General features: G+C 73.6%; 30 protein-coding genes and 1 riboswitch. Of the genes, 22 read left to right on the forward strand and 8 right to left on the reverse strand.

Annotation, left to right across the window (positions count from 1 at the left end; all coding sequences use genetic code 11):
• The first annotated feature begins 42 nt into the window (after nucleotides 1-42).
• The 13 genes from AC1UE4_RS03680 (at nucleotide 43) to AC1UE4_RS03740 (ending at nucleotide 9,942) form a co-directional block, all read left to right on the forward strand.
• Nucleotides 43-768 carry a hypothetical protein gene (locus tag AC1UE4_RS03680; protein WP_482915869.1) on the forward strand — a complete coding sequence of 242 codons (726 nt, stop codon included), beginning with the start codon at nucleotides 43-45 and terminating at the stop codon, nucleotides 766-768.
• The gene (locus AC1UE4_RS03685) at nucleotides 765-1,469 is read left to right on the forward strand and encodes a hypothetical protein (protein ID WP_482915870.1); all 705 of its coding nucleotides are present in this window, start codon (nucleotides 765-767) and stop codon (nucleotides 1,467-1,469) included. Before AC1UE4_RS03680 ends, AC1UE4_RS03685 begins: the two co-directional genes overlap by 4 nt.
• 23 nt (nucleotides 1,470-1,492) lie before the next feature.
• Nucleotides 1,493-1,717 carry a hypothetical protein gene (locus AC1UE4_RS03690; protein WP_482915871.1) on the forward strand — a complete coding sequence of 75 codons (225 nt, stop codon included), beginning with the start codon at nucleotides 1,493-1,495 and terminating at the stop codon, nucleotides 1,715-1,717.
• A gap of 49 nt (nucleotides 1,718-1,766) precedes the next feature.
• Nucleotides 1,767-2,342 carry a hypothetical protein gene (locus AC1UE4_RS03695; protein WP_482915872.1) on the forward strand — a complete coding sequence of 192 codons (576 nt, stop codon included), beginning with the start codon at nucleotides 1,767-1,769 and terminating at the stop codon, nucleotides 2,340-2,342.
• A 90-nt stretch (nucleotides 2,343-2,432) separates the two neighbouring features.
• A complete protein-coding gene (locus AC1UE4_RS03700; protein WP_482915873.1) occupies nucleotides 2,433-2,591 on the forward strand; it encodes a hypothetical protein in 159 nt (52 codons plus the stop codon).
• A 52-nt stretch (nucleotides 2,592-2,643) separates the two neighbouring features.
• Nucleotides 2,644-2,820: a hypothetical protein gene (locus AC1UE4_RS03705; RefSeq protein ID WP_482915874.1), complete on the forward strand. Its 177-nt coding sequence runs from the start codon at nucleotides 2,644-2,646 to the stop codon at nucleotides 2,818-2,820.
• Between the two features lie 13 nt (nucleotides 2,821-2,833).
• Nucleotides 2,834-3,118 carry a hypothetical protein gene (locus AC1UE4_RS03710; RefSeq protein WP_482915875.1) on the forward strand — a complete coding sequence of 95 codons (285 nt, stop codon included), beginning with the start codon at nucleotides 2,834-2,836 and terminating at the stop codon, nucleotides 3,116-3,118.
• Nucleotides 3,119-3,185: 67 nt separating this feature from the next.
• Entirely contained in the window at nucleotides 3,186-4,862 is a 1,677-nt protein-coding gene (gene ilvB, locus AC1UE4_RS03715) for a biosynthetic-type acetolactate synthase large subunit (protein ID WP_482915876.1), read from the forward strand.
• A 69-nt stretch (nucleotides 4,863-4,931) separates the two neighbouring features.
• The gene (ilvN, locus tag AC1UE4_RS03720; RefSeq protein ID WP_482918193.1) at nucleotides 4,932-5,432 is read left to right on the forward strand and encodes an acetolactate synthase small subunit; all 501 of its coding nucleotides are present in this window, start codon (nucleotides 4,932-4,934) and stop codon (nucleotides 5,430-5,432) included.
• Nucleotides 5,433-5,524: 92 nt separating this feature from the next.
• A complete protein-coding gene (locus tag AC1UE4_RS03725) occupies nucleotides 5,525-6,970 on the forward strand; it encodes a calcium-binding protein (RefSeq protein WP_482915877.1) in 1,446 nt (481 codons plus the stop codon).
• 37 nt (nucleotides 6,971-7,007) lie between these two features.
• Nucleotides 7,008-8,429, forward strand: coding sequence for an isochorismate synthase (locus AC1UE4_RS03730; protein WP_482915878.1), 1,422 nt, complete (start codon nucleotides 7,008-7,010; stop codon nucleotides 8,427-8,429).
• A gap of 40 nt (nucleotides 8,430-8,469) precedes the next feature.
• The gene (locus AC1UE4_RS03735) at nucleotides 8,470-9,279 is read left to right on the forward strand and encodes an NAD(P)H-binding protein (protein WP_482915879.1); all 810 of its coding nucleotides are present in this window, start codon (nucleotides 8,470-8,472) and stop codon (nucleotides 9,277-9,279) included.
• 84 nt (nucleotides 9,280-9,363) lie between these two features.
• On the forward strand, nucleotides 9,364-9,942 hold the full coding sequence (locus AC1UE4_RS03740) for a hypothetical protein (protein WP_482915880.1): 579 nt from the start codon (nucleotides 9,364-9,366) through the stop codon (nucleotides 9,940-9,942).
• A gap of 32 nt (nucleotides 9,943-9,974) precedes the next feature.
• Here the strand turns inward: AC1UE4_RS03740 and AC1UE4_RS03745 are convergent, their stop codons facing one another.
• Nucleotides 9,975-10,109 carry a hypothetical protein gene (locus tag AC1UE4_RS03745; protein ID WP_482915881.1) on the reverse strand — a complete coding sequence of 45 codons (135 nt, stop codon included), beginning with the start codon at nucleotides 10,107-10,109 and terminating at the stop codon, nucleotides 9,975-9,977.
• 62 nt (nucleotides 10,110-10,171) lie between these two features.
• Here AC1UE4_RS03745 and AC1UE4_RS03750 point away from each other — a divergent pair, with 62 nt between their 5' ends.
• Together AC1UE4_RS03750 and AC1UE4_RS03755 are read left to right on the forward strand one after the other, a co-directional pair.
• Nucleotides 10,172-10,609: a class I SAM-dependent methyltransferase gene (locus AC1UE4_RS03750; protein ID WP_482915882.1), complete on the forward strand. Its 438-nt coding sequence runs from the start codon at nucleotides 10,172-10,174 to the stop codon at nucleotides 10,607-10,609.
• Between the two features lie 9 nt (nucleotides 10,610-10,618).
• Complete coding sequence (locus AC1UE4_RS03755; protein ID WP_482915883.1) at nucleotides 10,619-11,068, forward strand: SRPBCC family protein; 450 nt, start codon at nucleotides 10,619-10,621, stop codon at nucleotides 11,066-11,068.
• Here the strand turns inward: AC1UE4_RS03755 and menD are convergent.
• Nucleotides 11,053-12,726, reverse strand: coding sequence for a 2-succinyl-5-enolpyruvyl-6-hydroxy-3-cyclohexene-1-carboxylic-acid synthase (gene menD, locus AC1UE4_RS03760; protein ID WP_482915884.1), 1,674 nt, complete (start codon nucleotides 12,724-12,726; stop codon nucleotides 11,053-11,055). The genes AC1UE4_RS03755 and menD overlap by 16 nt on opposite strands.
• Before the next feature lie 50 nt (nucleotides 12,727-12,776).
• Here menD and AC1UE4_RS03765 point away from each other — a divergent pair, with 50 nt between their 5' ends.
• Nucleotides 12,777-13,487 carry an alpha/beta fold hydrolase gene (locus AC1UE4_RS03765; protein ID WP_482915885.1) on the forward strand — a complete coding sequence of 237 codons (711 nt, stop codon included), beginning with the start codon at nucleotides 12,777-12,779 and terminating at the stop codon, nucleotides 13,485-13,487.
• A gap of 72 nt (nucleotides 13,488-13,559) precedes the next feature.
• Here the strand turns inward: AC1UE4_RS03765 and AC1UE4_RS03770 are convergent, their stop codons facing one another.
• Genes AC1UE4_RS03770 through menB form a run of 3 tightly spaced genes read right to left on the reverse strand, consistent with a single transcriptional unit; the run spans nucleotide 13,560 to nucleotide 16,287 of the window.
• Complete coding sequence (locus AC1UE4_RS03770) at nucleotides 13,560-14,573, reverse strand: mandelate racemase/muconate lactonizing enzyme family protein (protein WP_482915886.1); 1,014 nt, start codon at nucleotides 14,571-14,573, stop codon at nucleotides 13,560-13,562.
• Nucleotides 14,573-15,463 carry a 1,4-dihydroxy-2-naphthoate polyprenyltransferase gene (locus AC1UE4_RS03775; RefSeq protein WP_482915887.1) on the reverse strand — a complete coding sequence of 297 codons (891 nt, stop codon included), beginning with the start codon at nucleotides 15,461-15,463 and terminating at the stop codon, nucleotides 14,573-14,575. The genes AC1UE4_RS03770 and AC1UE4_RS03775 overlap by 1 nt, the downstream gene beginning before the upstream one ends.
• On the reverse strand, nucleotides 15,460-16,287 hold the full coding sequence (gene menB, locus AC1UE4_RS03780; RefSeq protein ID WP_482915888.1) for a 1,4-dihydroxy-2-naphthoyl-CoA synthase: 828 nt from the start codon (nucleotides 16,285-16,287) through the stop codon (nucleotides 15,460-15,462). The genes AC1UE4_RS03775 and menB overlap by 4 nt, the downstream gene beginning before the upstream one ends.
• A gap of 17 nt (nucleotides 16,288-16,304) precedes the next feature.
• Here menB and AC1UE4_RS03785 point away from each other — a divergent pair, with 17 nt between their 5' ends.
• Complete coding sequence (locus tag AC1UE4_RS03785; protein ID WP_482915889.1) at nucleotides 16,305-17,522, forward strand: AMP-binding protein; 1,218 nt, start codon at nucleotides 16,305-16,307, stop codon at nucleotides 17,520-17,522.
• 3 nt (nucleotides 17,523-17,525) lie between these two features.
• Here AC1UE4_RS03785 and AC1UE4_RS03790 read toward each other — a convergent pair whose 3' ends face one another.
• A complete protein-coding gene (locus tag AC1UE4_RS03790) occupies nucleotides 17,526-18,245 on the reverse strand; it encodes a GAF domain-containing protein (RefSeq protein WP_482915890.1) in 720 nt (239 codons plus the stop codon).
• 116 nt (nucleotides 18,246-18,361) lie between these two features.
• Between AC1UE4_RS03790 and AC1UE4_RS03795 the strand changes: the two genes are divergently transcribed.
• The 5 genes from AC1UE4_RS03795 (at nucleotide 18,362) to serA (ending at nucleotide 23,724) form a co-directional block, all read left to right on the forward strand.
• Nucleotides 18,362-18,937, forward strand: coding sequence for an RNA polymerase sigma factor (locus AC1UE4_RS03795; protein ID WP_482915891.1), 576 nt, complete (start codon nucleotides 18,362-18,364; stop codon nucleotides 18,935-18,937).
• A gap of 51 nt (nucleotides 18,938-18,988) precedes the next feature.
• Nucleotides 18,989-19,834 carry a class I SAM-dependent methyltransferase gene (locus AC1UE4_RS03800; protein ID WP_482915892.1) on the forward strand — a complete coding sequence of 282 codons (846 nt, stop codon included), beginning with the start codon at nucleotides 18,989-18,991 and terminating at the stop codon, nucleotides 19,832-19,834.
• A gap of 11 nt (nucleotides 19,835-19,845) precedes the next feature.
• Complete coding sequence (gene ilvC / locus AC1UE4_RS03805; RefSeq protein ID WP_482915893.1) at nucleotides 19,846-20,835, forward strand: ketol-acid reductoisomerase; 990 nt, start codon at nucleotides 19,846-19,848, stop codon at nucleotides 20,833-20,835.
• Between the two features lie 61 nt (nucleotides 20,836-20,896).
• A riboswitch (ZMP/ZTP riboswitch) is annotated at nucleotides 20,897-20,979 on the forward strand.
• A 25-nt stretch (nucleotides 20,980-21,004) separates the two neighbouring features.
• On the forward strand, nucleotides 21,005-22,135 hold the full coding sequence (gene serC, locus AC1UE4_RS03810) for a phosphoserine transaminase (protein WP_482915894.1): 1,131 nt from the start codon (nucleotides 21,005-21,007) through the stop codon (nucleotides 22,133-22,135).
• On the forward strand, nucleotides 22,132-23,724 hold the full coding sequence (gene serA, locus AC1UE4_RS03815; RefSeq protein WP_482915895.1) for a phosphoglycerate dehydrogenase: 1,593 nt from the start codon (nucleotides 22,132-22,134) through the stop codon (nucleotides 23,722-23,724). The genes serC and serA overlap by 4 nt, the downstream gene beginning before the upstream one ends.
• Here serA and AC1UE4_RS03820 read toward each other — a convergent pair.
• Nucleotides 23,721-24,869 (reverse strand): carboxylate-amine ligase, encoded by a 1,149-nt coding sequence (locus AC1UE4_RS03820; RefSeq protein WP_482915896.1) that lies wholly within the window; start codon nucleotides 24,867-24,869, stop codon nucleotides 23,721-23,723. The genes serA and AC1UE4_RS03820 overlap by 4 nt on opposite strands.
• Entirely contained in the window at nucleotides 24,866-26,215 is a 1,350-nt protein-coding gene (locus AC1UE4_RS03825) for a circularly permuted type 2 ATP-grasp protein (RefSeq protein ID WP_482915897.1), read from the reverse strand. The genes AC1UE4_RS03820 and AC1UE4_RS03825 overlap by 4 nt, the downstream gene beginning before the upstream one ends.
• Nucleotides 26,216-26,254 lie beyond the last annotated feature (39 nt).

Genomic DNA, 26,254 nt, shown 5'->3' on the forward strand with positions numbered 1-26,254 from the left:
GACCGACGTCACACGACGCGCCTGCCACCCTGACGAGTCGCCATGCCGAGCCCGAGGAACGACAGCGGGCTGTCGGTCCGGACGCTCGCCATCGCCAGCGCCGCCTCGCTGACCGCAGCGATCGTGGTGCGCGAGGTCTGGGGACCGGGAGCCATCATCGGCGCCGCGATGACGCCCGTCATCGTCGCGCTCGTCTCCGAGAGCCTGAACCGGCCGACGGAGCGCATCACCGCGATCGCGTCGCAGCGCCGCGACCGCACCCGCATCCACGAGCGCGGGCCGCAGAGCACGCAGCTCGAGCCGCCCCCGGTCGTCGCGGACGAGCAGTTCGCCGAGGAGGACCGCTTCGGCATCTGGGCCGACGCCGAGCCGCGCGGGCGGCGCCTGGATCCCAAGCACCTCAAGATCGCGCTCGCCACCGGGCTCGCCGCCTTCGCGCTCGTCGTCATCGGCCTCACCGCCTCCGAGCTCGTCTTCGGCGGGTCGGTCACCGGCGGGTCGAAGACGACGGTGTTCGGCGGCGCGAAGAGCAAGAAGAAGAGCTCCGGCGACCAGAACACGACGACCTCCACGCAGCCCGCGGAGACGACGGAGACGACGACTGCGCCGGAGGAGGAGGAGCCGCCGGCGGAGACGACGCCGACCACGCCCACGACGCCGGCGCAGACCACGCCGACGACGCCGGAGGAGAGCACGCAGACGACGCCCACGACGCCGGCCGCACCTCCGGCGACGACCTCGGGCGGCACGGAGGCCCCGGAGGGATGACCGCGGAGGGGTCGCCGCGCGCCCCCGCGCCCGGCGGCGGGGCACGATCGCCGCGGGGCTCTCGCGGCCGCGGCGTCGCGCCGTACGCGATCGTGGCGGCGGTCGGGATCCTCTTCGCCGCGGGCGCCGCGATCGGCGCCGACCACGACCCCGGCGTGTGGATCGTCCCGCCGCTCGTGCTCACCGGCGTCCTGCTGACCGTCCTGCGCGTCACGGACCATCGCTCCGCCGACCGGGCGATCGAGCGGGCCGGCGACGAGATCGGCCTGCGGTTCGCCGCCGGGCAGACGCTGCCGCCGGTCACGCCGATCCTCGTCGGCGCCAAGCCGCCGCGCGTGACCGACGTCCTGCGCGGGCCGCTGGCGCCCGGCGGGCCCGACGTCCGCATCGGCCGGGTCGCGCAGCGCAGCGGCGCGCCGCTGCTCGTCGCGCTGACCGACGCGCACGACGGCGCCGCCCGCTTCGCCGACCCGCACCGCGTCCTCGCGCTCACCGACGCCCAGCACGACGACGAGCCGATCGAGCCCGACGTCCTCGACTGGCTGAGCGAACATCCGCTGCGCCTCGCGCTGGCCACCGGCGAGGGCGCGCTCGTCGTCGCGGCGCCCGTCGACCGCCATGCCGACCCGCCGTGGGGGGAGCTGCTCGAGGCGGCCCGCGAGGCGCACGCACGGCTGGCGCCCAAGCAGCAGCTCTGGTGACCGCCGTCGCCTACCATCCGCCCATGGCGCGACTCATCCGCATGGACCGCACCGGCCACTCCACGCTGGCCGAGTGGGACGCGGCCGACCAGGCGTCGGTCGACGCCGCCGTCGAGGCCTTCCGCCGGGAGCTCGACCGCGGCTACTTCGCGATGGTCACCACCGGTCCCGGGCAGGCGGAGCAGGTCCGCGACCTGCCCGTCGGCGCTGACACGGTGATCCTGCGGCTGCCCATCAGTGGCGGCTAGCACCGAATCCGCTCTTCCCGAGGTCGCGGCCGTCGCCTGGCGGCCGCGCATGGACGAGCGCCGTCTGACGCTCTACGCCCGCGCGTGGACGGCCACGACGCTCGCGCACGTCATCCCGTTCTGCGTCGTCGCGGCCGTCATGGTGCTCATCGAGCCGTGGCTCGCGCCGATCTCGGCGCTCGCGCTCTTCCAGGCCTGGGTCATCCCGGAGCTCTACGCGAACCGCGGCGCGAAGGTGATCCGCCCGCGCCCCCGGCAGGACGCGGCGGCGGAGCGCACGGCGCTCGGGCTGCTCGGCGACCTCGTCGACCACGACGCGCGCGAGCTGCACGCACGGACCGGTCTGGTCAGGGAACCGGGAACGCTCGGGACCTGGCTAGTGGGGGAGGCGGGCGCGCTGCTCGTCCGGCCCGGGCGGGGCCCGTTCGCCCGGGTGCACTGCTTCTGCGTGCGCGTCAACGAGCCGTCGCTGCCCCGCGCGGACCACATCGCCCACCTGCTGCTCGCCCTCCGCAGCGACGAGCAGGGGTTCGCCACCGTGGCCAACCAGGCGTTCGCGGGAGCACGCTGGCGCGTGCGCCGCCGCATGCCGAAGATCATGCGTCCCGCGCTCGACGGAGCCTGACCTCCTCCGACCGACGGGCGAACGGGCCCTCCGCAGGTCTGGACACGCGGGCGATGGTCGCGGCGCGCCGCGAAGCCGATCATCCTTGCCATGGCTCCCCAGCGCATCCTCCTCATCGAGCAGCCCAAGACGTCGTCGGCGATCAACCAGCCGAAGATCCGTCACTACCGCCTCGCGCGGCTGCGGCTCGCGCAGCAGCGCGAGACCGTCGAACCTCGTTACGCGCACCTGCGCAGGACCTACGACTGAACGCGGCGGGGCGCCATGGGGGTCGGCGCCCCGCTGTACCCTGAGCGGTGAGATGGAAGAGCGCTCACGGACCTCATCGATCGGCGCGAAGCTCCTCGCGATCGTCATCCTCGCGGTCGCCGCGTGGATCGTCCTGAAGGTCATCATCGGGCTCATCGCCGGGGTCGCCTGGGCGATCGTCGCGATCGTGCTCGTCGTCGCCGTCTTCTGGGCGATCCGGCAGTTCTGACGAAGGCCGGCTCGTGGCCTACCTCGTCATCGCGTTCTTCTTCGGGCTCGCCGGCGGCTTCGTCGCGAAGGCGAAGGGCTCGTCGTTCTTCATCTGGTTCCTGATCTCCGCCTGCGTGCCGTTCATCGGGCTCGCCGCGGCCGTGCTCTACCGCGTCGAGCGCGACGAGCCGCGGCGCCAGTGCCCCGGCTGCGGGAAGGTCGTCCCGCTCTACCAGGCGATCTGCACGCGGTGCGGGACCGAGCTGGACTGGACCGAAGAGCAGATCCCCTCCGAGACCGCTCTGGCGGGCCGGTAGACTCGGCCTTCAACGGCCGCCGTTGCGCGGCCGTTCGCCGTCCCTCCCGAAAGGACCGAAGTCAGTCATGCGAGCCGTCGACGCCATCATGGAGTGCCTCAAGGCCGAGGGCGTGGACGTCGTATTCGGCTACCCCGGCGGCGCGAACATGCCCACCTACGACGCTTTCGTGGGCGCGGGCATCCGCCACATCCTCGTCCGGCACGAGCAGGGCGGCGGCCACGCCGCCGAGGGCTACGCGAAGGCGACCGGCAAGGTCGGCGTCGCGCTGGGCACGAGCGGCCCGGGCGCGACCAACCTCGTGACGCCGATCGTCGACGCGATGATGGACTCGGTCCCCGTCGTCTTCCTCACCGGCCAGGTTCGAACCGAGCTGCTCGGCACCGACGGCTTCCAGGAGGCCGACACGATGGGCATCACGATGCCCGCCGTGAAGCACTCGTGGATGATCCAGCACCCGCTGGAGATCCCGCGCGTCCTGCACGAGGCCTTCCACGTCGCGCGCAGCGGCCGGCCCGGCCCGGTCGTGGTCGACATCCCGACGGACCTCAGCCGTGCCGACATCCCGTACGAGCCCGTCACGGACGTGCGTCTGCCCGGCTACCAGCCGACGACCGACGGCAACGCCAAGCAGATCCGCCAGGCGGCCAAGGCGCTCGCCGCGGCGCGCCGGCCGGTCATCTACGCCGGCGGCGGCGTCATCAGCGCCGAGGGCGCGGCCGAGCTGACGCAGTTCGTGCGCGACGGCCGGTTCCCCGTCACGTGCACGCTGAACGGGCTGGGCGCGTACCCGGCGCCGGACCCGCTGTGGCTCGGCATGCTCGGCATGCACGGCACGCGCGCGGCGAACTACGCGATGGACGAGGCCGACCTCATCTGCGCGATCGGCGCCCGCTTCGACGACCGCATCACGGGCAAGCTCAGCGAGTTCGCCCCGCGCGCGAAGTTCATCCACATCGACGTCGACCCGGCGGAGATCTCCAAGAACATCCCGGCGCACATCCCGATCGTGGGCGACGCGAAGAACGTCCTGGCGAAGCTCATCGTCGAGTACCGCGCCGTCGAGGCCGACGCGTCGCGCCTCGACGAGTGGTGGTCGCGGATCGAGGGCTGGCGCGAGAAGCACCCGCTGCGCTACGAGGCGTCCGAGGACTCCACGATCAAGCCGCAGGCGATGATCGAGGCGATCTACGAGGCCACGCAGGGCAACGCCATCGTCACCTCGGACGTCGGCCAGCACCAGATGTGGGCCGCGCAGTACTTCCACTTCAACGGCCCGCGCCGCTGGATCAACTCCGGCGGCCTCGGCACGATGGGCTTCGGCCTGCCGGCCGCGCTCGGCGCGCAGGTCGGGCGGCCGGACGAGACGGTCGTCTGCATCACCGGCGACGGCTCGATCCAGATGAACGCCCAGGAGCTCGCCACCTGCGCCGACAACGGCATCCCGGTGAAGGTGTTCATCATGAACAACGGCTACCTCGGCATGGTCCGCCAGTGGCAGGAGCTGTTCTGGGACCGCCGCTACTCGCAGGTCGAGATGGGCGGCAACCCGGACTTCGTCAAGCTCGCCGACGCCTACGGCTGCACCGGCCTGCGGGTCAGCGACAAGAACGAGCTCGGCGGGACGATCCGCGAGGCGCTCGAGACGCCCGGACCGGTCGTCGTCGACGTCCGCGTCACGCGCGAGGAGAACGTGTACCCGATGATCGCGCCCGGCGCCGCCGCCCGCGACATGGTGGGCTAGGTGAGCGTGATGGGCGAGCCCGGCACCAAGGAGCTGATCAGCCTCGAGGAGCTCGAGGCCGCCGGCCGGATGCACACCGGCCGCAAGCACGTCCTTTCGATCCTCGTCGAGAACAAGCCCGGCGTCCTGACCCGCATCGCGGGCCTGTTCGCGCGGCGCGGGTTCAACATCGACACGCTGACCGTCGGCCCGACCGACGACGACGGCATCTCGCGGATCACGCTGACCGTCGACGGGGCGCTGCACCCCATCGACCAGGTCACCAAGCAGCTCCACAAGCTCATCAACGTCCTGAAGATCCGCGACCTCGAGCCGTCGGACACGGTGGCGCGCGAGCTCGCGCTCTTCAAGGTCGCGGTCAACGACGGCGCGCAGCGCGCCGAGGTCATGCAGGTCACCGAGATCTTCCGCGGGAAGGTCGTCGACGTGACGAAGCGGTCGCTGATCGTCGAGGTCACCGGCACGACCGAGAAGATCGAGGCGTTCGAGAACATGGTCCGGCCGTTCGGGCTCATCGAGATGATGCGCACGGGCGAGATCGCGATCTCGCGGGGGCGCGGGGAGACCTGAGGCCTTCTCGGGGTTCCCCGGGGCGCGTCGCTCCGAGGGATCTAGGGAGACCCCCGATGTGCGGCGGCGGCGGGCGCGCGAAGGTGCGCGCCATGCTCCGCAAGACGCTCATCGGCACGGCCTGCGCGGTCGGCCTCCTCGCCGCGCCCGTGGCTGCCAACGCCGCGACGGTCTCCGTCGACGGCGCGGTCGTGAAGGTCACCGGCACCGAGTCGGCCGACTCGTTCCAGTACACGCTCTACGAGGGCGAGATCATCCTCAGCGGCTCGCCGATGGTGGCGGGCGCCGGGTGCGCCGGCGACGACAACCAGGTCGAGGTCAAGTGCCCGGAGCCGGCGGGCGGGCTGCAGATCAGCACCCTCGGCGGCGACGACCGCCTTCACGGCTACGTCAACGACAAGCCGGCCGGCTGGGTCACCGTGGACCTCGGGGAGGGCAACGACTGGCTCGAGACCTACGGCGCCGACACCGTCCTCGGCGGCGGCGGCAACGACGAGCTGATCGGCCTGCAGGAGGGCAAGGCGAACACGTTCGAGGGCGGCGCGGGCAACGACAAGCTGCGCGGCGGCTCGGGCACCGACACGCTTCGGGGCGGCGAGGGTGACGACACGCTCGTCGGCAACGCCTACGGCTCGCCGCAGGCCGACGTCATCGACGGCGGCGGCGGACGCGACATCGTCGACGATTGGGCGCACCCCGACGCGTACGACAAGACGCCGGCGACGGTGACGCTCGACGGCGCCGCGGACGACGGCTTCCCCGGCGAGGGCGACAACGTGACGAACGTCGAGTCGATCCGCGCGGCGAACGGCGTGGTGTTCCGCGGCACCGACGCGGCCGAGGAGGTCATCGCGTCCGAGGTCGGCGGCAAGGGCTCGCAGCACGGGATGGGCGGCGACGACCGCCTCCAGGGCTCCGACGACGACGAGACGATCGACGGCGGCGCGGGGAACGACGACATCCAGGCCGGCTACGGCAACGACACGATCACCGGCGGCGCTGGGACGGACACGATCGTCGCCGACCGCTCGAGCCGGTGCAACGAGATGCACTGCGACCTCTCGCCGGGCTCGGCGTCCGACACGGTCGACGCGGTCGACGGCGAGAAGGACACGATCTCCTGCGGCCCCGGCACCGACACGGTCCGCGCGGACGCGATCGACGACGTCGCGTCGGACTGCGAGAACGTCACGCGCGGTGGCGGCGTGACGGATCCGGGCGCCGGCCCGACCCCGGCCCCCGGCCCCGGCGTCAGCTCCGCGGTCCTGGCGATCAAGGGCGCGAAGACGCTGAAGGCGCTCAAGGCGGGCAAGCTGAAGGTCGTCGTCGGCGGCCAGACGCCGGGCGCGAAGGTCGCCGTGCGCGCGATGAAGAGCGGCAAGGTCGTCGCCTCCGGCACCGGGCGCGCGGACACGAAGGGCTCGGCCTCGGTGAAGCTCAAGCTCACCGCCGCGGGCCGCAAGGCCCTGAAGAAGGCCCGCACCGCCTCGCTCGTGATCAAGGGCGGCGGGAAGACGCTGAAGCTCCGCCTCAAGTAGGCGCCGTGCGCCATCTCCCGGCCTATCCTGCCGGGAGATGGCTTCGGTGCTCTCCGATCGGGCGCTGCCCGCCGTTCTCCGCGAGCGCGCGGATCGTGCCGTCCGCCGCGCGCGGGCGCGCGGCGGGGAGGTCCTGGTGGCGGCGACGCTGCGAATGGATCCGGCGGTCGACCCGTCGGCCGTCGTGTTCGCCTCCCGCCGCGACGGCGAGCCGTGGTTCTGCTTCGAGAACCCGGACCGCGAGGGCGCGGCGCTCGCGACGCTGGGGTGCGTGCGGGCTCTGGAGGCGTCCGGCGACGACCGCTTCACGCGGGTGTCGGCCGCCTGGCGGGCGCTGGCGTCCGAGGCGATCGCCGATTCGCCGGACGGGCCGGGCGCGTCCGGTCCGGTCGCGGTCGGTGGCTTCGCCTTCGCACCCGACGGCGGCGGGGCGCCGCACTGGCGCGGGTTCGCTCCGGCGTCCCTGCACGTCCCCGAAGTCGCCCTGTCCCGGCGCGGCGGCGACGTCCGCGTGACGGTGTGCGCGATGGCGGGCGCCGACGACGTCCCGGACGAGCTCGCCGCGCGGCTGCAGCGCCGGCTCGAGGAGCTGCGGCTCGACCGCCCGCTGCCGATGCTCGACCCCGATCCGGTCGAGCACGCGCGCGTCGTCAGCACGATGCCGCCCGAGCACTACGAGGACGCCGTCGGCCGCGCGGTCGAGCGGATCCGCGGCGGCGCGTTCTCGAAGATCGTCCTCGCACGCGAGGTCGAGGTCCACGCCGGGTCGCCGCACGACCCCGCCGCCGTGTACGGCGTGCTCCGCGAGGCGTTCCCCGCGTGCTTCGTGTTCTGCGCCGGCCGCGGCGACGCCGCGTTCATCGCCGCGTCGCCCGAGCTGCTCGTCCGCCGCGACGGCCTCCGCGCGTCGACCATGGCGCTCGCCGGCTCGACGCGCCGCAGCGCCGATCCCGCCGTCGACGACCACCTCGCCGAGCAGCTGCTGCAGTCGTCGAAGGACCGCGAGGAGCACGACATCGTCGCCCGGCGGATCTCGCGCGCCCTCAGCCAGCACGCCGTCTGGGTCACCGGCGCGCCCGAACCCGGCGTCGTCCGCGTCGCGAACATCCAGCACCTCGCGACGCCGATCCGCGCGCAGCTGCGCTCGCCCATCGCCGCCGTCGACCTCGCCGGCCTGCTGCACCCGACCCCCGCCGTCGGCGGCGAGCCCTTCGCCGCCGCCGCGCCCGTCATCCCGCGCTTGGAGGGCCTCGACCGCGGGTGGTACGCCGGCCCCGTCGGCTGGACCGACGCGAACGAGGACGGCGAGTTCTGCGTGTCCCTGCGCTGCGCGCTCGTCCGCGGCCCCGCGGCCCGCTGCTACGCCGGCGTCGGCGTCGTCGCCGACTCCGACCCCGCCGCCGAGCTCGCGGAGACCGAGATCAAGCTCGCTGCGCTCCTGCCGGTTCTCGCGTCGTGAGGGTCGCCGCGCCCTGCGCACCCCTCTCCGGGCCCGCGTCGTGATCGCGGTCACCGGCGTGACGGGTGGCATGGGCGGTCGCATCGCGGCCCGTCTCGCGGCGCGGGGTGCGCAGCAGCGCCTGCTCGTTCGCGACCCCTCGCGCGCTCCTTCGCTCGAGCGCGCCGAGGTCGCGGCGATCGGCGGCTACGACGACGCCGAGGGCCTGCGGGCGGCGCTGGACGGGTGCGACGTCCTCATGCTGATCCCGGCGCACGAGGATCGGGACCGGGTCGCCCTGCACCGGACGGTCGTGAACGCGGCGGTCGCGGCGGGGGTCGGCCACCTCGTCTACCTCTCGTTCGTCGGCGCCACGCCGGACCACGTCTTCACGTTCGGCCGCGACCACTTCCACACCGAGGAGGCGATCCGCGCAACCGGCGCGCGGTTCACCTTCGTGCGGATGAACCTCTACGCCGACTTCGCGCCGGCGCTGTGCGGGCCCGACGGCGTCATCCGCGGGCCGGCGGGCGACGGCCGCGTCGCGCTCGTGGCCCGCGACGACCTCGCCGACGTCTGCACCGAGGTGCTGCTCGACCCGGCCGCGTACGACGGCGCGACGCTCGACGTCACCGGGCCGGAGGCGCTGACGCTCGACGAGGTCGCCGCGGCGGTCGGCGCCCAATACGTCGCCGAGACGCGCGAGGAGGCGTTCGCATCGCGCGCCGGCCTCGGCGCCGACTGGGAGGTCGCCGGCTGGGTCGGCACGTACTTGGCGATCGCCGACGGCCTGCTCGATGAGGTGACGGACACGGTCGAGCGCGTGGCGGGGCACCCGGCGCGCACGCTGCGCCGGGTACTTGCCGGGTAGAGATGCCGCCTTCTCCGCCGGGCGGGGCCGGGTACGTTCGCCGATGCCCCCGGAGGCTCCCTACCACCACGGTCGGAGGTCGAGATGGCGCAGGCACGCAGGTTCCTCGGTTCCGTCGTCGCGCTGCTCGGGGTGATGGCGCTCGCTGCGCCCGCCTCGGCGACGGTCCTCGATCGCGGGACGTTCACGGACTCGCAGACGGGCCTGGAGGAGGAGATCTGCGGCATCGACGTCCTGCACGACTTCACGTTCACCGACAGGTTCCGCGTCCGCGTCGACAAGAAGTCCGGCGGCCAGGCGTTCTTCGGCCACGACATCATCGACTTCGTCGACACCTTCACGAACCCCGAGACCGGGGCGTTCATCACGATCTCCGGCCACGAGGTGTTCAACGAGATCAAGGCGCGGCAGATCTCCGGGAACGTCTACGAGTTCACGGCCGTGGAGGCCGGCCAGCCGTTCATCCTGCGTGACAGCGAGGGCAACGTCGTCATGCGCGACCGCGGGGCGATCCGGTGGCGGTCGGTCTTCGACACGCTCGGCGACAGCCAGCCGGGCGGCATCGAGCTGTCGAGCGAGGTCGTCCGCGTGTCCGGGCCGCATCCGGGCTTCGACCAGCCGGAGGGCGAGTTCTGCGCGATCGTGGTGCCGCTGTTGACGTAGGGTCGCGTCGTGACGACGCGACCGGCGATGGGCTACGACGCTCCGGCGACGTACGAGGAGCTCATCGCGCCGCGGTACGCGCCGGTCGCCGAGGAGCTCGTCGCGCTCGCCGCGCCCGCCGACGGCGAGGCGGTGCTGGAGGTGGGCGCGGGAACCGGGCTGGTCACGCGCCTTGCCGCCCCGCTCGTCGGGGCGGCCGGGCTCGTCGTCGCGACACCGCTCGAGCGGGATGCTCGACGTCGCCCGCGCGGCGGTGCCGCGGGGCGCGCTCTTCATGCTCGCCGACCACACGGCGGCGCTGCCGTTCCTCGACGGGGCGTTCGACCTCGCACTGAGCGGCCTGACCTACGTGCAGGACTCGTTCGAAGCCGTCGCCGAGCTCGCGCGTGTCGTGCGCCCCGGCGGCCGGATCGCGCTGAGCATGTGGGCGGAGGACTACCTCGAGCTGCAGCTGCTCAACGTCGCCCGCGGCCGCGTGGGGATGGAGCCGATCCCGCCGCCGGAGCCGGACGCGGCGGCGGAACGGCTCCGGCAGGCCGGCTTCGAGGCGGTCGAGCGCCACGACCTCGCGCTGGCGCTCGGCGACGAGGCCTCCGCGCGTGCCGAGCCGGGCGGGACGTTCACGAACGGCTGGGCGTTCGCGTTCCTCGTGGCGCGCCGGCGCTAGGTTCCGGCCATGGCCGTCGACGTCGAGACCGCGATCGTGATCCTGCGCCCGCGCGCCGAGGTCGCGGCGTACGCCACCGATCCCGCCAACGCCACCGCCTGGTACCGGAACATCACCGCGACGGAGCTCCTGACGCCGCCGCCGCTCGCCGTCGGGTCGCGGATGCGGTTCGTCGCGCGGTTCCTCGGGCGGACGCTCGAGTACACCTACGAGGTGCGCGAGCACGAGCGCGGCCGGCGGTTCGTGATGAGCACGCAGCAGGGACCGTTTCCGATGGAGACCACGTACGCGTGGGCCGACGAGGCCGCGGATGCGACGCGTATGACGCTGCGCAACCGCGGCGAGCCGTCCGGGTTCACGAAGCTCTCGGCGCCGATGATGACGCTCGCGATGCGCCGCGCGATGGAGGCCGACCTGCGGCGGCTGAAGGAGCTGCTCGAGGGTCAGCCGATCGCCTGACGCACCGCGTCGGCGACTGCCGCGTGCAGCACGCGGTTGGCCGCGCGCTCGGTGCGGACCTGGATCAGGCTCGTGCCCGGCCGGGCCAGCGATGCGTCGAGCGCGGCGCGGAAGGCGTCCAGGGTGTCCGGCTGCTCGTGGTGCAGCCCGAACAGCGCCGCGGCGCCGGCGAAGTCCGCGCCGTGGGGCGTCGCGACGTGCTCGACGTACGCGTCGCCCTCGCCGCTGACCGGCAGGAACTCGAAGATCCCGCCGCCGTCGTTGTCGAGCAGCACGATCGTCAGCGGCAGACCGTGGCGGCGCGCCGCGAGCAGGCCGCCGAGGTCGTGCAGCAGCGCGACGTCGCCGATGAGCAGCACGACCCGCCCGCCGCCCGCCGCCGCCACGCCGAACGCGCTCGAGACGGTTCCGTCGATGCCGTTCGCACCGCGGTTCGCCAGCACCCGCGGCCCGTCGGCGCGTGCGGGGAAGAACGACTCGACGTCGCGCACCGGCATCGACGACGCGACCCACACGGTGGCGTCCTCGCCGAGCCGCTCCCCGAGCTCCCTCGCGATTCGGGGCTCGGACAGCTCATTGCCGAGCGCCGCCTCGATCGCCTCCGCCGCCTTAGCGTCGGCCTCCTTCCACGCCGCGAGCCAGGCGGGATCCGACACGCCCTCCACGCCGATCGTCGGCACGGCCGCGTCGAGCACGATCGAGCCGGTGCTCATCGGATCGTTCCAGACGGCCGGACCGCTCACGAGGACCTGCTCGGCGGCGTCGATCGACGTCAGCCACGTGCGCAGCGGCTTCGAGGTCGGCAGGTCGCCGATCCGGACCACGACGTCGGGGGCGTTCGCGGCGACGAACGCCTCGTCGCGCAGGAGGTGGTCGTAGTGCGCGATCGCCGCCGCGCCCCGCCGGGCCCCGGACAGCGGGTCGGCGAGGAGCGGGAAGCCGCCGCGCTCGGCGAGGCTCGCGGCGGCGGGGCCGGCGCCGGTCCCGGCGACGACCACGACGCGGCGCGCGGTTCCGATGGACACGTCCGGCGCCGCGCCGCCCGGCGTCTCGGCGGTGAGCCAGGGGCGGCCGTCGGGGCGGCCGGGTGGATCGGGGTCCGGGAGCTCGGCCGGCGGGACGAGCGGGTCGCGGAGCGGGACGTTGAGGTGCACGACGCCCGGCCTGCGGGCGGCCGCCGTGTGCACCGCGCGGCACGCGAGCGAGCGGACGAAGCGGATCCGGTCGGGCGAGGCGCCGGCGACGTCGAGCTCGAAGAACCACTTCGCCGCGCTGCCGTACAGGCCGATCTGGTCGATGACCTGACCGGCGCCGACCTCGCGCAGCTCGGGCGGCCGGTCGGCGGTGAGGACGATGATCGGGACCCCGGCCTCGTGCGCCTCATGCACCGCGGGCGCGAAGTTCGCGGCCGCGGTTCCCGACGTGCACGTGAGGACGACCGGCCGGCTGGTCGCCTTCGCGAGCCCGATGGCGAAGAACCCCGCCGACCGCTCGTCGACGTGCGACCAGCAGCGAATGCGGCCGTCGCGGACGAGAGGGAGGACGAGCGGCGTCGAGCGGGAACCCGGAGACGTGCACGCATGCTCGACGCCCGCCCGCGCCAGCTCGTCCACGAACGCGCGCAGGGCGACGTGCTGATCCGCGCCGGGAGACGTCACCGCACGCCGACTCCGCGCGCCGTTCGGCCACGGCGGGTCAGGATGTGGTCGTGAAGCTGCTGCTGCTGCATGGGTTCACCGCGACGGGCGCGAGCTGGGACCCGCTGCGCCGCCTCGTGGACGCGGGACTCTACGAAGCCGAGGCGCCCGACCTGCGCGGTCACGGCGCCAAGGGCGACGCACGCCCGGCGACGATCCCCGCGGTCGTCGAGGACCTGCGCCAGCGGGAGCCGTACACGCTCGCCGGCTACTCGATGGGCGGCCGGATCGCGCTGCACCTCGCGCTCGCGCAGCCCGACCTGGTCAAGCGGCTCGTGCTCGTGTCCGCGACGGCCGGCCTCGCCGACCCCGCCGAACGCGAGGCACGCCGCGAGGCCGACGACGACCTCGCAGCCGGCATCGAGCGCAGCGGCCTCGAGCACTTCGCCCGCTGGTGGGGCGCGCAGCCGCTCTTCGACGGCCAGTCCTCCGAGGTCGCCGCCGCCGCCCACCGCGATCGCCTCCGCAACACGGCGTCCGGCCTCGCCGAGTCCCTGCGCGGGATGGGCACCGGCGTCATGGAGCCCGTGTGGGACCGCCTCGGAGAGCTCACGATGCCCACGACCGTCCTCGCCGGCGAACGCGACGCGAAGTTCCGCAAGCTCGGCGAGCGGCTCGCCGAAGGCATCCCGAACGCGAAGCTCGTCGTCGTCGAGCACGCCGGCCACGCGCTCCACCTCGAACGGCCCGACGCCGTCGCCACGGCGCTCCGGCCGATCTGAGCCGCGCACCAACCGGGACAGGCACCGTGCGTGCAGCCGCGTGCACGCACGGTGCCTGACCCCGTTGTTGCGTCAGATGCCGAGGCCGGGCGCGTCGGGGATGAGGATCTCGCCGCGGACGACCGGGAGCACGTCCGGGGGGTCCTCGAACAACGGCAGCGTCGCGAGACCGCACGGCGGCAATGGCGAAAGCGCCGCGGCGGCGTGGAGCGCGGCGGCGATCCCGATCGGGCCGTCGAGGACGGACGCGACGTAGGGCTCGGCGCCGGTGGCGCGGACGAGCTGCGCCGCGGCGAGCAGCCCCGAGATGCCGCCGCAGCGGCCGAGCTTGAGGCAGACGGCGTCGGCGGCGCCGGAGGCCAGCGCGCCCGGCTCGGCCGTCGACTCGTCCATCGCGATGCGCACGGGCACCTCGCGGCGCACCTGCGCGAGGTCGTGCAGGCCGTGGACGGGCTCCTCGACGAGCTCCAGCCCCGCGGGCGCCAGGACCGCGAGCGTCGCGATCGCCTCCTCGACGCTCCACGCGCCGTTCGCGTCGAGCCGGATGTCCATCGCCGGCCCGGCGGCGGCGCGGACGGCCGCGATCCGGCCGGCGTCGTCGCCGACCCCCACCTTCACCTTCACGCACGAGAACCCGGCCGCGGCGGCCTCCGCGGCCGCGGTCGCCGCGCCCAGCCGGTCGGTCGCCCCGATCGTCGCGTTCACGGGCACGGAGGGAGCGGGGAGGTCGGTCAGCAGCTCGCACAGCGGCTTGCCCTGCCGCCGGGCCGCGCGGTCCCACAGCGCGACGTCGACCGCCGCCAGCGCGTGCGGCTCGTCGGCCAGGGCCCGGCAGCGGTCCAGCACCTGCCCGCCGTCGAGCGAGTCGGCCAGATCCAGCACCGGCCGGTAGGCCTGGATCGCGGCCTCCACCCGCGCGAACGGCACGCCGTCGTACGGGAACAGCGGCGCCGCCTCGCCCCGGCCGGCGACGCCGTCGGAGCCGCGCAGCGACAGCTCCAGCACCGGCCGCTCCCGCACCGACCCGTACGACGTGGCGAGCGGCTCGCGCAACGTCAGGACGCGCCGGCTGACGGTGACCTCCACTAGCTCAGGAGGATCCCCGCGGACAGCAGGACGCAGAACACGAGCTGCAGCATCCCGGTCATCGCCAGCGCCTGGTTCAGCGTCGGCCCGTCGGTGTGGCGCCGCACGAGGGCGTTGACGCGCAGCGCCAGCGGCACCGCCAGCAGCGCGATCAGCACCCACCAGTCGAGGTCGATCGCGATCGGGATGAGCATGAGGAACGCGCCCGCGAGCATCGCCGTGTAGAGCATCCGCGTCCGCGCCCGGCCCAGCCGCACCGCCAGCGTGCGCTTGCCCGCCCGCCGGTCGGTCTCGAGGTCGCGGACGTTGTTGACGACGAGGATCGCCGACGCCAGCAGCCCGACGGGGACGGCGAGCACGAACGCGACGCCCGGCAGCTCCTCGGCGTTGACGTAGTACGAGCCGGTCACGGCGACGATCCCGAAGAACGTGAAGACGAACACCTCGCCGAGGCCCTCGTAGCCGTACGGCCGCGGCCCGCCCGTGTAGAGCACGCCGGCCAGGATGGAGGCGGCGCCGATCAGCAGCACCTCCGGCCCGGCGATCACGACGAGCACCAGGCCGACGAGCACCGCCAAGCCGAACGTCACGTACGTGGCGACGAGCACCTGCCGCGGCGGCACGAGCCCGCCCGCGGTCACGCGCACGGGTCCCAGCCGGTCCTCGGTGTCCGCGCCGCGGCGCGCGTCGGAGTAGTCGTTCGAGAGGTTCGTCCCGACCTGGATGAGGATCGCGCCGAGCAGCGCTGCGATGAACGCGACCGGCCGGAACTCGTCGTCGCGGACCGCCAGCGCGGTGCCGACGAGCACGGGCGCCACCGCCGCGGGCAGCGTCCGCGGCCGCGCGGCCATCAGCCAGATGCGCGCCCCCGACGGCGCAGACGTCGTCACGGCCGGCGCGGGAACTGCCCGAAGTCCGGACGGCGCTTGGCCTTGTAGGCCTCGCGCCCCTCGCGCGCCTCGTCCGAGGCGTAGAAGAGGAGGTTCGTGTCGTGCGCGAGCTGCTGGATGCCGGCCATGCCGTCCTCGTCGGCGTTGAACGACGCCTTGACGAGCCGCAGCGCGAAGGGGGAGAGGGCGAGCATCTCGCGGCACCACTGGACCGTCTCGTCCTCCAGCCGCTCGAGCGGCACGACCGCGTTGACGAGGCCCATGTCGAGCGCCTGCTGCGCGTCGTACTGGCGGCAGAGCAGCCAGACCTCCATCGCCCTCTTGCGGCCGATCTGGCGGCCCAGCAGCGACGCGCCGAAGCCGCCGTCCCACGACCCGACGCGCGGGCCGGTCTGACCGAACTTCGCGTTGTCGGCGGCGATCGTCAGGTCGCAGCAGACGTGCAGGACGTGGCCGCCGCCGACCGCGTAGCCCGCGACCATCGCGACGATCGGCTTGGGGAGCCGCCGCATCTGCACCTGCAGGTCCGTGACGTGGAAGCGGCCCATGCCGCTGCCCGGCTCGGTCTCGTACCCCGCGTCGCCGCGGACGCGCTGGTCGCCGCCCGAGCAGAAGGCGAGCGTGCCCTCGCCGGTGAGGATGATGACCCCGACCGACGTGTCCTCGCGGGCGCGCTCGAACGCGTCGGAGAGCTCGACGACGGTCTGCGGCCGGAAGGCGTTGCGGACCTCGGGGCGGTTGATCGTGATCTTCGCGATGCCGTCGCTCGAGGTCTCGTACCGGATGTCCGAGTACTCGCCCGCGGCCTGCCAGTCGACTGCCATACCGTGGAACAGTACGAATGCGAGTTCGTTCCTGGCTCGAACGCGCGGTCGCCACGCGGCCCGGCCACCCGGCGATCAACGACCTGACGTACGCGGAGCTGCTGGACCGCGCGCGCCGGGCCGCCTCGGCGTTCGCGCCCGGCGAGCGGGTGGAGCTGGCGCTGCCGCCCGGCGAGGCCTACGCCGTCCTCCTGCACGCGTGCCTCCTGCGCGGCGCGATCGCCGTCCCGCGGGCGCCCGGCGGGCCCGGCCTGACCGAGGTGCCGGACGGGCCGCCGCTGGAGGGGCCGTTCGAGCACGACCTCGACGCGACCGCCATCGTCGTCCACACGAGCGGGACCACGAGCGCGCCGAAGCCGGTCGAGCTGACGTACGGCAACTGGCTGTGGAGCGCGCTCGGGTCGGCGGTCGCGCTCGGCCACCCGCCGGACGAGCGCTGGCTCAGCGCGCTGCCGCTCACCCACGTCGGCGGCCTGTCGATCCTGCTGCGCAGTGCGATCGCCGGCACGACGGTCCTGCTGCACGAGCGCTGGTCGACCGAGGCGGTGCTCGCCGGCCTGGACGACGCCACGATCGTCTCGCTCGTCCCGACGACGCTGCGGCGGCTGCTGGACGCGGGGCTGGAGGAGCCGCCGGCGCTGCGCTGGGCGCTGCTCGGCGGCGCGCCGATCCCGCCGCCGCTGCTCGAGCGCGCCCGCGCGGCGCGCGTGCCGGTCGCGCCGACCTACGGGCTGACCGAGGCGTGCTCGCAGGTCACGACGTTCGGCGCGCCGCTCTTCTGCACGCGGGTGCGCGTCGAGGACGACGGCGAGATCGTCGTGTCCGGGCCGACCGTCAGCCCGACCGCCGGGGGGGAGCTGCGGACCGGCGACCTCGGCGCCTGGCAGCCCGACGGGACGCTCGCGATCGTCGGGCGCAAGGCCGACACGATCATCACCGGCGGCGAGAACGTCGCCCCCGCGGAGGTCGAGGCGGTGCTGGAGGCCCACCCGGCAGTGGCCGAGGCGGCGGTGATGGGCGCCGAGGACGCGGAGTGGGGGGAGGCGGTCGTCGCGACCGTCGTCCTGCACGACGGCGGCAAGGCCACGCCCGACGAGCTGCGCGACCACGTCGCCGCGACGCTCGAGCGCTTCAAGGTCCCCAAGGCGATCACGTTCCGCGCCGAGCCGCTGCCGCGGACCGGCTCGGGCAAGTTGCTGCGCCGCTCGCTCCAACGCCCGCTTCCGGGCCGCTAGTCACTACCGGCGGACCGACCGGAGCTCGATCTCGGAGACGACGGACTGAGCGAGGTCGGCTACGAGGCGGATCTGCTCGCGCGTCCAGATGCGGGGGCGGCGGTCGATCACGCACAGCGTCCCGAGCGCGAACCCGTCCCGGTCGATGAGCGGCACGCCGAGGTAGGCGATCACCTCGTGGTCGCGGATCGCCAGGTTCTCGCGCAGGAGCGGGTGCTCGCGCGCGTCGGGGACGACGAGCGGCTCGCGTGCCTCGACCGCGTGCTGGCAGAACGAGTGGCTCAGCGGGGTCTGGCGCTCCTCGGAGAGCGGCAGCTCGAGCCCGAGGCAGCTGGCGAACACCTGGCGGTCGGCGTCGACGATCGAGACGAGCGCGATCGGCGCGTCGAGGATCGAGCGGGCGACGCGGGTCAGGCGGTCGAACGCCGGGTCGTCGCGGACCTCGAGCATCCCGCTCGACCGGACCGCGCGCAGGCGGGCGGTGTCGCGCACCGCGGGGAGCGCCGACGTCGGGCGCGGGGAGGTGCGCATCGCGCCGGCGGCGACCTGCTCGATCGACGCCTGCGCCTCGGCGTCGCCGCGTCGTGCGGCCTGGAACGCGACGCGAAGGATGGTGGCGTCGCGGACGAACTGCGCGGCGCTGACGCCCGCCTCGCGGGCCTCACGTTCGAGCAGCTCCCAAAGGCTCTCGTCGAACCGGACGGTGGTCGCGCGCATCGGCATGGGCGAGAACGCTACCGGATCCGGTAGCGGACAGCCCTCGAACCTGAGAGCTTCGTAAATTTCACCCAGATTCGGTTGCGCGACCGGTAGCGCCCATGGGAAACTCCGACGTGCCAATGAAGCGTTCGTGCGCCACCTCCGCTCTCGACGACACGGCCCTGCTGGAAGCGGCGGCCGACGGCGACGCCGGCGCCTTCGCCGTGCTCCACGCGCGGCACTACGGCACGGCGATCGCGACCGCCCGGCGGTTCTTGCCGCCCGGTGAGGCGGAGGACGTCGCGCAGGAGGCGTTCATCGGGCTCTGGCGCTCGGCCGGCCGGCACCGCGCCGACCGCGGCAGCGTCATCGCGCTGCTGACCGTCATGGTCCGCAGCCGCGCGCTCGACCGCCTGCGCCGCAACCGCGCCCGCGCCGCCGCCGCCGAGCGCCACGAGGTCGTCGAGCTGTCCGCCGCTCGCCTGCGTGTGGAGGCCGAGACGCAGCGCCGCGACCAGGCGCGCGACATCGCCACCGCCCTGCGCCGCCTGCCGGACGATCAGCACGACGTCATCCGCCTCGTCTACCTCGACGGGCGCACTCACGCCGAAGTCGCGAACGAGCTCGGGATCCCCCTCGGGACCGCGAAGGGCCGCAGCCGTCTCGGCCTCGCGAAGCTCCGAGCCGAGCTCGCGCATCACGCCCCCGCGGCGTGACGGGAGAGGGGGCGCGGGACGGCGCGCTCGCTCTCTCTAGGCTCCCGCCGCATGGACCCCGAGGCCTACCGCGCCGAGTCGCGCCAGAGATGGGAGGAGGCGGCTCCCGGATGGGAGCGGCGCCGCGACGCGATGCAGCGGTCCGCGCAGCCGGTGTCGCTGTGGCTCATCGACCACGCGCGGCTGCAGCCCGGGCACGTCGTGCTGGAGCTCGCGGGCGGGACGGGGGAGACCGGGCTGCTCGCGGCCGAGCTCGTGCAGCCGGGCGGGCGCGTCCTGCTCACCGACGGCGCCGAGGCCATGGTCGAGGCGGCCCGGCGCCGGGCGGAGGAGCTCGGGATCAGGAACGTCGAGGCGCGCCAGCTGGACGCCGAGTGGATCGACCTCGAGACGGCGTCGATCGACGCCGTGCTCTGCCGCTGGGGCTACATGCTGCTGGTCGATCCCGGGGCGGCGCTGCGCGAGACGAGGCGGGTGCTGCGCAGCGGCGGCCGGGTGACGCTCGCGGCGTGGACGCGCGGCGAGGACAACCCGTGGATGACGGCGATCACCGACACCCTCGTGGAGCTGGGCTACGCCGACTCGCCGCCGCCGGGGACTCCGGGCCCGATGACGTTCCAGGAGCCGGGCGTCATCGAGGGGCTGCTCGAGGACGCCGGCTTCGAGGACATCGAGGTCGAGGCGCTCGACTTCACGTTCCGCTTCGCGTCGACCGACGACCACTTCGAGCACCAGGCCGACATGAGCTCCCGCCTCTCCGCGGCGATCAGCGGGCTCAGCCCCGCCGAGCACTACCGGCTGCGCGAGGCGATCGACTCGAAGCTCGAGGCGTTCGCCGCCGCCGACGGCTCGCTCGAGATCCCCGCCCGCACGTGGGTCGCGGCGGCGTCCGCATAGTCTCTGCGCCCATGTACTACGACGACGACGCGGATCTCGGCCACCTGGACGGCAAGACCGTGGCCATCATCGGCTACGGCTCACAGGGTCACGCCCATGCCCTGAACCTCAAGGACTCCGGCGTGAACGTCGTCGTAGGGCTGCGCGAGGACTCGAAGTCCGTGCAGGAGGCCCGCGATCACGGGCACAGGGTGCTCGGCGTCGCCGACGCCGCCAGCGAGGGCGACATCGTGATGGTCCTCGTCCCCGACGAGCTGCACCGCCAGGTGTGGGAGTCGGAGATCCGCGACGGGATCGCCGAGGGCAACATGCTCCTCTTCGGCCACGGATTCTCGGTCCACTACGGCGAGATCGAGCCGCCCGCCGGCGTCGACGTCGGCCTCGTCGCCCCGAAGGGCCCCGGCCACCTCGTCCGCCGCCAGTACACCGAGGGCTCCGGCGTGCCCGGCCTCATCGCGATCCACCAGGATGCGACGGGCGAGGCCAAGGACCTCGCGCTCGCCTACGCGCGCGGGATCGGCTGCACGCGTGGCGGCGTCATCGAGACGTCCTTCAAGGACGAGACCGAGACCGACCTCTTCGGCGAGCAGGCCGTCCTCTGCGGCGGCGCGTCCGAGCTCGTCCAGGCCGGCTTCGACACGCTCGTCGAGGCGGGCTACGACCCACGCATGGCCTACTTCGAGTGCCTCCACGAGCTGAAGCTCATCGTCGACCTCATGTACGAGAAGGGCCTCGCCGGCATGCGGTACTCGATCTCCAACACGGCCGAGTACGGCGACTACACCCGCGGCAAGCGCGTCATCACCGACGAGACCCGCGCGGAGATGAAGCGGATCCTCGGCGAGATCCAAGACGGCTCCTTCGCGCGCGAGTGGATCGCCGAGAACCGCGCCGGCCAGGAGAACTTCCGCCGCATGCGCTCCGAGCAGGCCGGCACGCAGGTCGAGACGACCGGCAAGGAGCTCCGGTCGATGATGGACTGGATCCAGACCGAGTTCTGAGGTCGTCCGAGCCGCCTCCCGCGCCGGAGGCGGCTCACGCGGCGGCGTCGCTATGCTCGCCGGACGCTGTCGCGACTGGCGTACGAGGTGGAGAACCACCGGGAAGCGACGGCCGTTTCTCCGCCGCGCGCCTGGGCACCCCGGATTCCGATCGAGGACGCGACCGACCATGCCCGATACCGCCACGCACCTGGAGATCCCGCACGACCTGAAGCCCTCGGACGGGCGCTTCGGCGCCGGTCCGTCGAAGGTCCGGCCCGAGCAGCTGCGGCACCTCGCCGACCACGGCGTCGCCGTCATGGGCACGTCGCATCGGCAGGCGCCGGTCAAGGGCGTCGTCCGGCGGGTCCGGGAGGGGCTGGGCGAGCTCTTCAGCCTGCCGGACGGCTACGAGGTCGCGCTCGGCAACGGCGGGACGACGTGCTTCTGGGACGCGCTCGCGTTCGGCGTCGTCCGCGACCGGGCGCTGCATCTCACCTACGGCGAGTTCTCGAACAAGTTCGCGACCGTCACGAAGGGCGCGCCGTTCCTGCAGGACCCGGTGGTCGTCTCGACCGATCCCGGCGACGCGCCCGAGCCGCAGACCGCCGACGGCGTCGACGTCGTCGCGTGGGCGCACAACGAGACCTCGACCGGCGTCATGGTCCCGATCACGCGCCCCGAGACGGCGAACGGCGAGCTCGTCCTCATCGACGCCACGTCGGGCGCCGGCGGCCTGCCGGTCGACGTGAGCGAGACCGACGTCTACTACTTCGCGCCGCAGAAGTCGTTCGCCTCGGACGGCGGCCTGTGGCTCGCGCTCATGAGCCCGGCGGCGCAGGAGCGCGTCGCCGAGATCGCCGCGAGCGACCGCTGGATCCCCGAGTTCCTCTCGATCGCCACCGCGCTCGACAACTCGAAGAAGGACCAGACGTACAACACGCCCGCGGTCGGGACGCTGCTGCTGCTCGCCGACCAGATCGACTGGATGCTCTCGAACGGCGGGCTCGACTTCTGCGTGCAGCGCACGACCGCGTCGTCGAACGCGCTCTACGGATGGGCGGAGGAGCGGTCGTTCACGTCGCCGTTCGTCGCCGACCCGGCGAAGCGCTCGCTCGTCGTCGGCACCATCGACTTCGACGACGCCATCGACGCGTCGGCGATCGCCAAGACGCTGCGCGCGAACGGCATCGTCGACGTCGAGCCCTACCGCAAGCTCGGGCGCAACCAGCTGCGCGTCGCGATGTTCCCGGCCGTCGAGCCGGCGGACGTCGAGGCGCTCACCGCCTGCATCGACTACGTCGTGGAGAACCAGTCGTGACCAAGGTCCTGGTCGCCGAGAAGATCGGCGCGAGCGGCATCGACCTGCTGCGCGAGCACTTCGACGTCGACACCGCGTTCGACACCGAGGGCTTCGACCTCGAGGCCAAGCTGCCCGAGTACGACGGCATCCTCATCCGCTCGGCGACGAAGATGACCGCCGACCTCATCGAGCGCGGTTCGAACCTGAAGGTCATCGGCCGCGCCGGCGTCGGCGTCGACAACGTCGACGTGCCCGCCGCGACCAAGCGCGGGATCATCGTCGCCAACGCCCCGCAGTCGAACGTCGTCACGGCGGCCGAGCACACGGTCGGCATGCTGCTCGCGCTCGCGCGCAACATCCCGCAGGCGCACGCCGCGCTCGTCGACGGCCGCTGGGACCGCAGCAAGTACTCCGGCGTCGAGCTCATGGACAAGACGCTCGGCATCCTCGGCTTCGGCCGCATCGGCCAGCTCGTGGCCGAGCGCGCCCGCGGGTTCGGCATGCACGTCATCGCCTACGACCCGTTCGTCAGCGCCGAGCGCTACCGCGAGCTGGGCGTCGAGAAGGCCGAGTCGCCCGACGACGTCTTCGCCGCGGCCGACTTCCTGACGCTCCACCTGCCCAAGACGCCGGAGACCGAGGGCTTCCTCAACGCGGAGGCGCTCGCGAAGTGCAAGGACGGCGTGCGCGTCATCAACGTCGCCCGCGGCCCGCTCATCGTCGACGAGGACCTCGAGGCCGCGCTGGACTCGGGCAAGGCCGGCGGCGCCGCGCTCGACGTCTTCCGCTCGGAGCCCGTCACCGACCACCCGCTCTTCGGCCGCCCCAACGTCGTCGTCACGCCGCACCTCGGCGCCTCGACCGCGGAGGCGAACGACCGCGCCGGCTTCCAGGTGGCGGAGCAGATCATCGCCGCGCTGAACGGCGGCACCGTCACGACGGCGGTCAACGCGCCCGCCGTGAAGGCCGAGGACCTCGAGGTGCTCGGGCCGTACGTGCCGCTCGCCCGGCTGCTCGGCGGCCTCGCCGCCGCGCTGGCCGCGGGCACGGAGCGCATCGAGGTGGAGCTGCTGGGCCGGATCGCCGAGCGCGACACCCGCCCGCTCGCCCTGGCCGCGCTCATGGGCGCGCTCGCCGGCCGCACGGAGGAGGAGCCGAACGCGGTCAACGCGCCGGTCCTCGCCGAGGAGCGCGGCATCGACCTCGTCGAGACCCGCAACACGTCCGCGCGCGACTTCGCCAACCTCATCCGCATCAACGTGCTGAGCGGCGACGAGCGCACGCGCGTCGTCGGGACGATCGTCGGCGAGCACCACCGCCCGCACCTGCTCGAGGTCTGGGGCCGGCGCTTCAACCTCCAGCTCGAGGAGCACCTCGCGCTGTTCCGCTACCGCGACGTCCCCGGCATCATCGGCCGCGTCGGCACGGTGTTCGGCGAGCACGGCATCAACATCGCGTCGGCCGCCGTCGGCTACGGCCCGGAGGACGACACGAGCGGCGAGGCCGTCATGGTCGTCACGACGCACGACCCGGTGCCCGCCGACGTGCTCGACCAGCTGCTGGCCGGCGACGACTTCGCCGCCGGCGCCGCGATCACGCTCGGCTAGGCCGCCGGCGCGGGCACGGGACAGAACGCCTCGCTGAGCGCCTCGACGAGGCGGCGCTGGTCGTCGTCGTCGCCGGCGAGCGCGCGCTGACGGTCGGCGCCGGGCTCGCGCACGAGCGCCTCGACGAGCCCGAGCTCCTCCGCGCAGCCGAGGTCCTCGGCGTGCGGACGGCACGCTTCGACCAGCTCGTGCGCGAGGTCGGCCACCGGAACCCGCGTGCCGCGGTCCGGGTCGATCAGCTGCGCGCGCACGCCATCGCGCGCGGCGAGGAAGCGGTTCTCGTCGAGCACCTCCTGCGCGTGCAGGCGCCGCGACGACGCGAACCCCTCGAGCACCTCGAGGCGGACGAGGCACTGCACGAGCGCGACGAGCGCCGCCGTCTGCTCGACCGACACCTGCGCGTCCATGATCCGCACCTCGAGCGTCCCGTAGCGCGGCTGCAGGCGCGCGTCCCACCACAGGTAGGTGTGGTCGGGCAGCGCCTTGCTGGCGATGAGCAGGTCGACCGAGCGGACCCAGTCGGCGTAGGACGAGAACACGCGCGGGATCCCGACGCGGGGGAACGCCTGGAACAGCGGCGTGCGCGCGCTGGCCAGGCCGGTGTCGCGGCCCTGCCAGTACGGCGAGTTGGCCGACAGGGCGAGCAGGAGCGGCAGGTGCGCGCGCACCTGGTTGAGCGCCGCAACCGCGCCGGCCGGGGCCGGTACGCCGACGTGGACGTGCAGCGCGAACGTCGGCTCGCGCCGCGCGAGCGCGCGCATCGAGCCGTAGACCTCCTGGTGGCGCTCGGCGCCGGCGACCTTCATGTCGTGCCAGATCGCGAACGGATGCGTCCCCGAGGACGCGGCGGTGAGGCCCAGCTTGGCGAGCGCTTCCCGCAGGCCCGCCCGCAGATCGTTCAGCTCCTCCACCGCGGTGTCGACCCGCCGGTGCACGCCCGTGTTCAGCTCGATCGCGGCGCTGTGCGTCTCGGACGCCATCTTCGCGCGCAGGTCGCGGGTCAGCGTGGGGAGGACGTCGTCGATCGCCTGGGCCAGCGACCAGCTGCCGGGGTGCAGCAGCATGACCTCCTCCTCGACGCCGAGGGTCCACTCCGACTCGGAGGACTGGCTCGCCCAGCGAGCCCATGCGGGCTGGCGGCTCATGGCTCGGAGCGGAGCACCCGCGTGTCCTTGCCGCCGCCGCCCTGCGAGGAGTTCACCACGAGCTCCCCTTCGCCGGTGGCGAAGCGGCTCAGCCCGCCGGGGATCGCGTCGGCGCGCGTCCCGTCGTAGGCCACGAAGGCGCGCAGGTCGATGTGGCGCGGCTCGAGCCGGTCGCCCACGAGCGTCGGGTGGGTCGAGAAGAAGACGGTCTCCTGCGCGATGAAGTCGGCCGGCCGCTCGACGATCTCGCGCGCCACGCGCTCACGGTCCTCGGGCAGCGCGTGCGGGCCGACGAACACGCCGACGCCGCCGTACGCGGCGCGCGGCTTGATCACCATCTCGTCCAGCCGGTCGAGCACCTGCTCGCGGTCCTCCTCGCGGCAGAGGTCGAACGACGGCACCGACTCGATGCGCGGCTCCTCGCCGAGGTAGAAGCGGATCATGTCCTCGACGTAGGCGTGCAGCAGCTTGTCGTCGGCGGCGCCGTTGCCGAGCGCGTTGACGCAGTGCAGCCGGCCCTCGCGCAGTGCGTCGATGAGCGCGCCGCCGACGGCCGTGTACGCGCCGTCCGGGCCGCGCAGGCAGTCGTCGTTCGTGCGCCGGTAGACGACGTCGACCTGCGAGGTATCGAGCTCGTCGAGCGTGACGAGCGGGACGTCGAGCAGCTCGGCCAGGCGCGCGTGCTCCCAGTAGGCGGCGTTGTCCGGGCCGTCGGTCAGCACCGCGAGGCGCGCGTCGGGCAGGCCGCCGCGCAGCGCGCGCGCGAGGATGTCGATCGCCGGGCCCTCGACCGGGACCGCGTCTTCGTCGCCGACCGCGGTCGCCACGGCGCGCCGCGCCGAGAACGCGTAGGCGAGGCCGGACGGCGTGCGCAGGTTGTCCTCGAGCACCCGGTACCTGCCGTCGGGGCAGCGGATGACGTCGAGTCCGGCGAGCGCGACGAGCACCGGCTGCGGCGGCAGGCGCGTCAGCTCCGGCTCGAAGTACTCAGCTTCGGCCAGCACGCGCGCCGGGATGATCCCCTCGTCGACGATGCGGCGCCCGCGGTAGACGTCGACGAGGAACGCGTCGAGCGCGCGGACGCGCTGCTCGAGGCCGGCCGCGAGCTGCGCCCACTCGTCGGCGGGGATGAGCCGCGGGACGACGTCGATGGGGAACGCGTCGCAGTCGTCGCCCTCCCCGAACGTGCAGCCCTCGCCGAGCAGCGCGCCGCGCACGCGCTCGTGCACGGCGGGCAGGTCGCGGTCCTCGAGCGACGCGAGGACGGAGCGGTAGTGCGGCCGGACGGTGCCGGCTGCGTCGTGCGCTTCGTCGACGATCGCCCTCGACGCCTGAACAGGAGTCACGACCACGGTATTGCCGAGCACGGTCGCAAACTAACTGGC

The organism is Parviterribacter kavangonensis, from assembly GCF_056863335.1.